The 5,583-nt window shown below is 57.3% G+C and carries 2 protein-coding genes; both read left to right on the forward strand.

Annotated features, from left to right (window positions below; translation table 11 throughout):
* On the forward strand, positions 1-106 hold a 106-nt coding region (locus ACFORG_RS20180), incomplete at its 5' end, for an integrase core domain-containing protein (protein WP_386737380.1).
* 250 nt (positions 107-356) lie between these two features.
* The gene (locus tag ACFORG_RS20185) at positions 357-5,150 is read left to right on the forward strand and encodes a calcium-binding protein (RefSeq protein ID WP_386737379.1); all 4,794 of its coding nucleotides are present in this window, start codon (positions 357-359) and stop codon (positions 5,148-5,150) included.
* Positions 5,151-5,583 lie beyond the last annotated feature (433 nt).

Raw genomic sequence — 5,583 nt, forward strand, 5'->3', positions numbered from 1 at the left:
GGATTGGCGTCGGCACTACAATGAGGACAGACCCCACAGCGCAATCGGATACAACGTCCCGATTGCCATGCATTATCCCGATGGCGTCACCAGCCCGTCATCGTAACAGAGCCGGAAAAATCCAGCTTCTGGCGGTCCAAGGTTGGGGCTCAGAGCACGTTGAAACGGACTCTACCTCAAATTGGAGGAGGAAGCGGGTCTCAGGTCAAATAGAACAGAACAGCGGACGCTTGATCGCGAATCAGGTTCGTCATCAATACGACCTGCCAGACTATGTGACTGAATCGCCTGTCCAAGCCTCTTGCCTAATCTCGAAGTGAGTGCAAAGACATCGTGAGACGCTATCGGAGAAAGAGATGCCAATAATCGTTTCCGAGGACACCACTTGGAATGGTCTTGAGGAAATCGTTCTGCAGGACGATGTTCAAATTGCGCCCGGGGCTACGCTCACAATTTTGCCTGGAACGACGGTCGTTGGTGACGGCAGGGAAATAACGGTCTGGGGAACGCTCAATGCAGGGCGGAACGGTGAAGAGTTAGTTAAGTTTGCAGGCGTTGACCTTCAATTTGGTAACCGCAACGATCAGCCCGGCAGGATAATGCTTGATTCCGTCGTGATGACAGGAGGCAGTTTTCTGGACGCAAACGGTCTCGCGCGATATGGGAGTTTCAACGTCCAAAATTCCATCTTTGATGGCGTTGAAGGATTTTATATCTGGTATCCATCGGGGCCCAGCGCTTTTATCGGCAATAGCTTTAAAGACTCAGCCGGGCTTAGCATCGGTACCCGGCAAGAAGTATTGGTCGAGAATAATGCGTTCTTGAGTCCAGGCAGTACGTTTAATGGGTCAGCTACAATTGTTTCATGGGCATCGTACGGGGCAAGCGATCATATCAAAATTTTGGAGAATACGTTTTACTCAGGGCAAGGAGTGGTCTTGGAAGTAGCGGACGGATACAGCTCAGCCGCGATTTTTGCAGACGGGAATTATGTTGAAGATGCGACTGGAGGCGATGGCGAGGATTTCGTACTCGACTCTCAAGACAGTCTTACCAGGGCGACCGATATTGATTTGGGGATTCCGGCAGTTGAACCTCCCTCCGACACTCCTGTGATAAACCGAAAGCCTCAGGGGGTAGTGTCCATTAATGGTGCGGCGAGCGAGGGAAGGGTGCTTGTGGTGGACGCGAGCGCAATTACGGATTCTGACGGAATAGGATTATTCCAGTATCAATGGTTGCGCGACGGCACCCTAATCGATGGAGCGACCTCCGACAGCTACACTTTATTGCAAGCCGATGTGGGGGCGGAGATCTCCGTCCGGGTCAGCTATACAGACGGAGAGGGCACGGACGAGAGCGTGACGAGCGCGGCCACCGCGGTCGTGGGGAACGTCAATGACGCGCCGACCGGAGACGTGACGATCAGGGGCGAAGCGCTTGAGGGCGAGACACTCACGGCGGATGCCGCGACCCTGGCCGACGAGGACGGCTTGGGCAGCTTTAGCTACGAGTGGTTGCGCGATGGCGTTGTGATCGATGGGGCGACCACGGATAGCTACACGCTTGCCCAGTCCGATGTCGGGTCCGAGATCTCGGTCCGGGTCAGCTATACCGACGGAGAGGGCACGGACGAGAGCGTGACGAGCGCGGCCACCGCGGTCGTGGGCAATGTCAATGACGCGCCGACCGGAGACGTGACGATCAGCGGCGAAGCGCTTGAGGGCGAGACACTCACGGCGGATGCCGCGACCCTGGCCGACGAGGACGGCTTGGGCAGCTTCTCCTACGCGTGGTTGCGCGATGGCGTCGGAATCGATGGGGCTGCGTCCGACAGCTACACGCTAGTCCAGTCTGATGTCGGGTCCGACATCTCGGTCCGGGTCAGCTATACCGATGGGCAAGGCACCGAGGAAATCGTGACCAGCGCGGCAACGGCTGCCGTTGAAAAAGTTTTCTTTGAATTTGTCCCGTCCGGCTGGGAAACTGCCGTCAATACCACAAAGGATGGTTATCAAGGTGTTCCCAAGATTGCGGGGCTTGAGGGCGGCGCATTTGTTGTTGTCTGGGAGGACTACCAAATCACTCCTGCGTCTACTCTCGATGAAGATGCGCGAGACATCTTTGGCCAGAAGTTCGATGTCAACGGCAAACGCTTGGGGGGTGAGTTCAAGATCAACAGTTTTGCCGCCGGCGATCAGGAACGTGCTTCGGTTGCTGGCCTGGAAGGCGGCGGGTTTGTTGTTGTCTGGGTTTCCGAACCGCAAGGCGGTTCGCAAGTCCATGGCATTTATGGTCAAATCTATGATGCTGCTGGAAATCCTTTGGGATCTGAATTTCTGGTGCCGAACCGAGTAGGTGGCTACCAAAGTGCTCCCGAAGTAAAGGGCGTCCCGGGCGGCGGTTTTGTCGTCGTATGGCAGTCAATTTCGTCCCAATCGAGTGCCCACGGAATTTTCGGTCGTGTTTTTGATGCGACCGGCGAGCCGCTCGATACCGAGTTCAGGGCAACGAATTGGCAACGAGACCCTGGTCAAGTGAACCTTGTCAATCCGCAACTGGCGGTTTCGCCGGACGGAAATTTTGCCGTTAGCTGGATGTGGGGAATTACTGCTCATCCCATTGACGCGGATGTATTTCAGCGCCTCTACTACCCAGACGGAACGCCACAGACTATTTCTGTGAAGGTTTTTGATCATAAGTGGTATAGTAACACCACCTACACGCGAGACGCCGCAGGATTGACTTCGGGCGGCTTTGTGGTTGCGAACTATGACAGCACTGGTGATTACCCGCAGGGGCTGCGTTTTGCGATTTATGATGAGTTCGGTAAGAGAACTGCTTTCAGAACCAACCTAGATGACGGCAGAAGGCCGGCTGATGTTGAAATTGCCGGTCTGGAAGAGGGTGGTTTCCTTTTGATATCGCGTCTCCGCGACGAGGCAGGCGTGGTTGCTCGACGTTTCGACAATGAGGGCAATTCGCGGCCGCTGTGGCTCGACAGAGCCGACCAAGAAAGCGTAGCCGTCAACGGTGAAACGATCATGTTGGCGGATGGCAGCATTTTCTTGGTTCGTACGGGTTCGCCAATCGACGGCGAAGGTGGGACAGACGTTTATCTCACACGTATGATCGATGCTTCGGAAAATGAAACGGATCGGGTACTGATCGGCACCGACGGGATCGACAGGCTTCTCGGACACGAAGGCAACGACAGGATCGAAGGCAAGGAAGCCGACGACCATATCGGTGGCGGCAACGGCAATGACTCTATGTTTGGAAATGCCGGCGACGATAGTCTGACCGGTGATGACGGGGAAGACACGATTCTCGGCGGTTCGGGCGACGATACGATCGATGGCGGCGCTGGCAACGACAGCATCGAGTCCGGCGACGGGGCCGACACGATCATACTTGCCGCAGGCGGCGGCAACGACACGGTCACCGATTTCGACATCGGCATGGATAGCGTGCAAGGCGCCGGGTTCACCATTGGCACAGATGGCGACGATCGGCAATTTTCCTTGCCTGACGGCACGACGATCACTTTGGCAGGCGTACCGCTCAACTATGCACCAAAAGGCACTGTCCTGGTCATGGGCGTGGCACGGGTTGGCGGTGTTCTGACCGCCAACAGCACTGGGTTGACCGACCTGGATGGCCTGGGTGCGCTCAGCTATCAGTGGCTAAAAAATGGCGTAGCGATCGATGGCGCGACGTCCGACAACTACGCGCCGAACCTAGCTGATGTCGGAGACCGGATCAGTGTCACGGTCAGCTACACCGATGGCTATGGCACCGAAGAGAATGTCACCTCGGCGGCGACCTTTGAAGTGGAGAGCTTCAACAATCCGGTCTCCGGTTCGGTCTTGATTACCGGAACGCCGGAAGAGGACAGGACCCTTGTTACAGATACCTCCGGGCTGTCCGACACGGATGGCCTTGGTGAGTTCAGGTATCAGTGGTTGCGGGACGGCGTTGCAATCAATTCCGCGACGTCCGACGCTTATACCTTGAAGCAGTCTGACGTCGGGTCCGAGATCTTCGTCCGGGTGAGCTACACAGATGGTTATGGCGCAGAAGAAAGCGTGATCAGCGCGGGGACCGCACCCGTGGAAAACGTCAACGACGCGCCCACCGGTGGCGTGACGGTCAGCGGCGAGGCGCGCGAGGGCGAGACGCTCACGGCGGATGCCTCGGCCCTGGCGGATGAGGACGGTCTGGGCAGCTTCTCCTACGTGTGGCTGCGCGATGGCGCCGCGATCGATGGAGCGACTTCGGACAGCTACACGCTGGCCCAGGCAGACGTTGGGTCCGAGATCTCCGTTCGGGTCAGTTATTCCGACGGTTATGGCGCAGAAGAAAGCGTGACCAGCGCCGAGACGGGGCCGGTGGATGCGACACCAAGATCTCTCATGGGGACTCCTGAACCTGACGAATTGGTCGGCGGACTTGCCAATGACACTATTTCTGGTCTTGCGGAGAGTGACAGGCTGATCGGGCTCGACGGCAACGACATCATCGATGGCGGGACAGGCGCCGATACCATACACGGGGGTGATGGTGACGACCGGATCACTGGCGGTCCGGACGGCCACGAAGTCGACCAGCGCGACGTGATCTATGCGGGTGCGGGTGATGACTTGGCCGAGGGCGGCGGTGGCAATGACCAGATCTTCGGCCAAGGAGGCAACGACACCCTTTCCGGCGGTTTCGGTGCAGATGAGCTGCAAGGTCAGGAAGGCGATGACGTTGTAACGGGCGGTGCGCTGTCTGATCTGGTCTTTGGCGGCGATGGAAGTGATTACGTAAACGGCGGTTTCGGCTATGACCGGATCAACGGCGGGGACGGGGCTGACCGGTTCTTCCACTTGGGGGTGGCCGATCACGGCTCGGACTGGGTGCAGGATTATGAGGCGGTTGAGGGAGACGTCTTGGTGTTCGGTCAGGCCGCAACGCTGGATCAGTTCCAAATCAACTTCGCGCATACGGCGACGCCCGACGGAGAACGCTCGGGAGATGACAACGTTCAGGAAGCTTTCGTGATCTATCGTCCGACGGGGCAGATCATGTGGGCCTTGGTGGATGGCGAAGGTCAGTCCAGCATCAATCTCCAGATCGGTACGGAGATGTTCGATTTGCTGATTTGACGACCCCTGTAGCCTCCTCGCCCCCAAGGCCGTTCGCATTTCGGGCGGGCTTGTTCCTGTTCACCAGGTTCCGCTTGGCCGTCGCGCGTCACTGCAGCTATGCAGGATTCAGGGTGATGCGAAGTGATCAAACCGCGTGGTTTTCGGTGTCATGCTTGGCAACACTATTGGTGAATGTGACGCCTTCGATGACCGGAGGCAACTGGTTCGCGCCGTTCAGTTCCGCGACAGCGTCCGTAACCTTCAAACCGCCGCCTGATCACGCGTCACCAACTTCTGCCCGTACCTCAATTTTTTCGGAGGAAATTCACAATGACGAGAGCACCCAGCCTAGGGTCGGGACTTCGGTAACGGGTCTCTCTCAGTCAAGAGATTTCGGCCAAGCGATTTGGTCCCGCCGACGGGCTATTCCTGCTCGGTCGATCCGCTCGAC

Source organism: Lutimaribacter marinistellae, assembly GCF_042648365.1.
GTDB lineage: Bacteria > Pseudomonadota > Alphaproteobacteria > Rhodobacterales > Rhodobacteraceae > Lutimaribacter_A > Lutimaribacter_A marinistellae.

Coding starts and splice junctions, on each gene's coding strand:
- ACFORG_RS20185 (WP_386737379.1), top strand. CDS start 357: ATGCCAATAATCGTTTCCGAGGACACCACTTGGAATGGTCTTGAGGAA.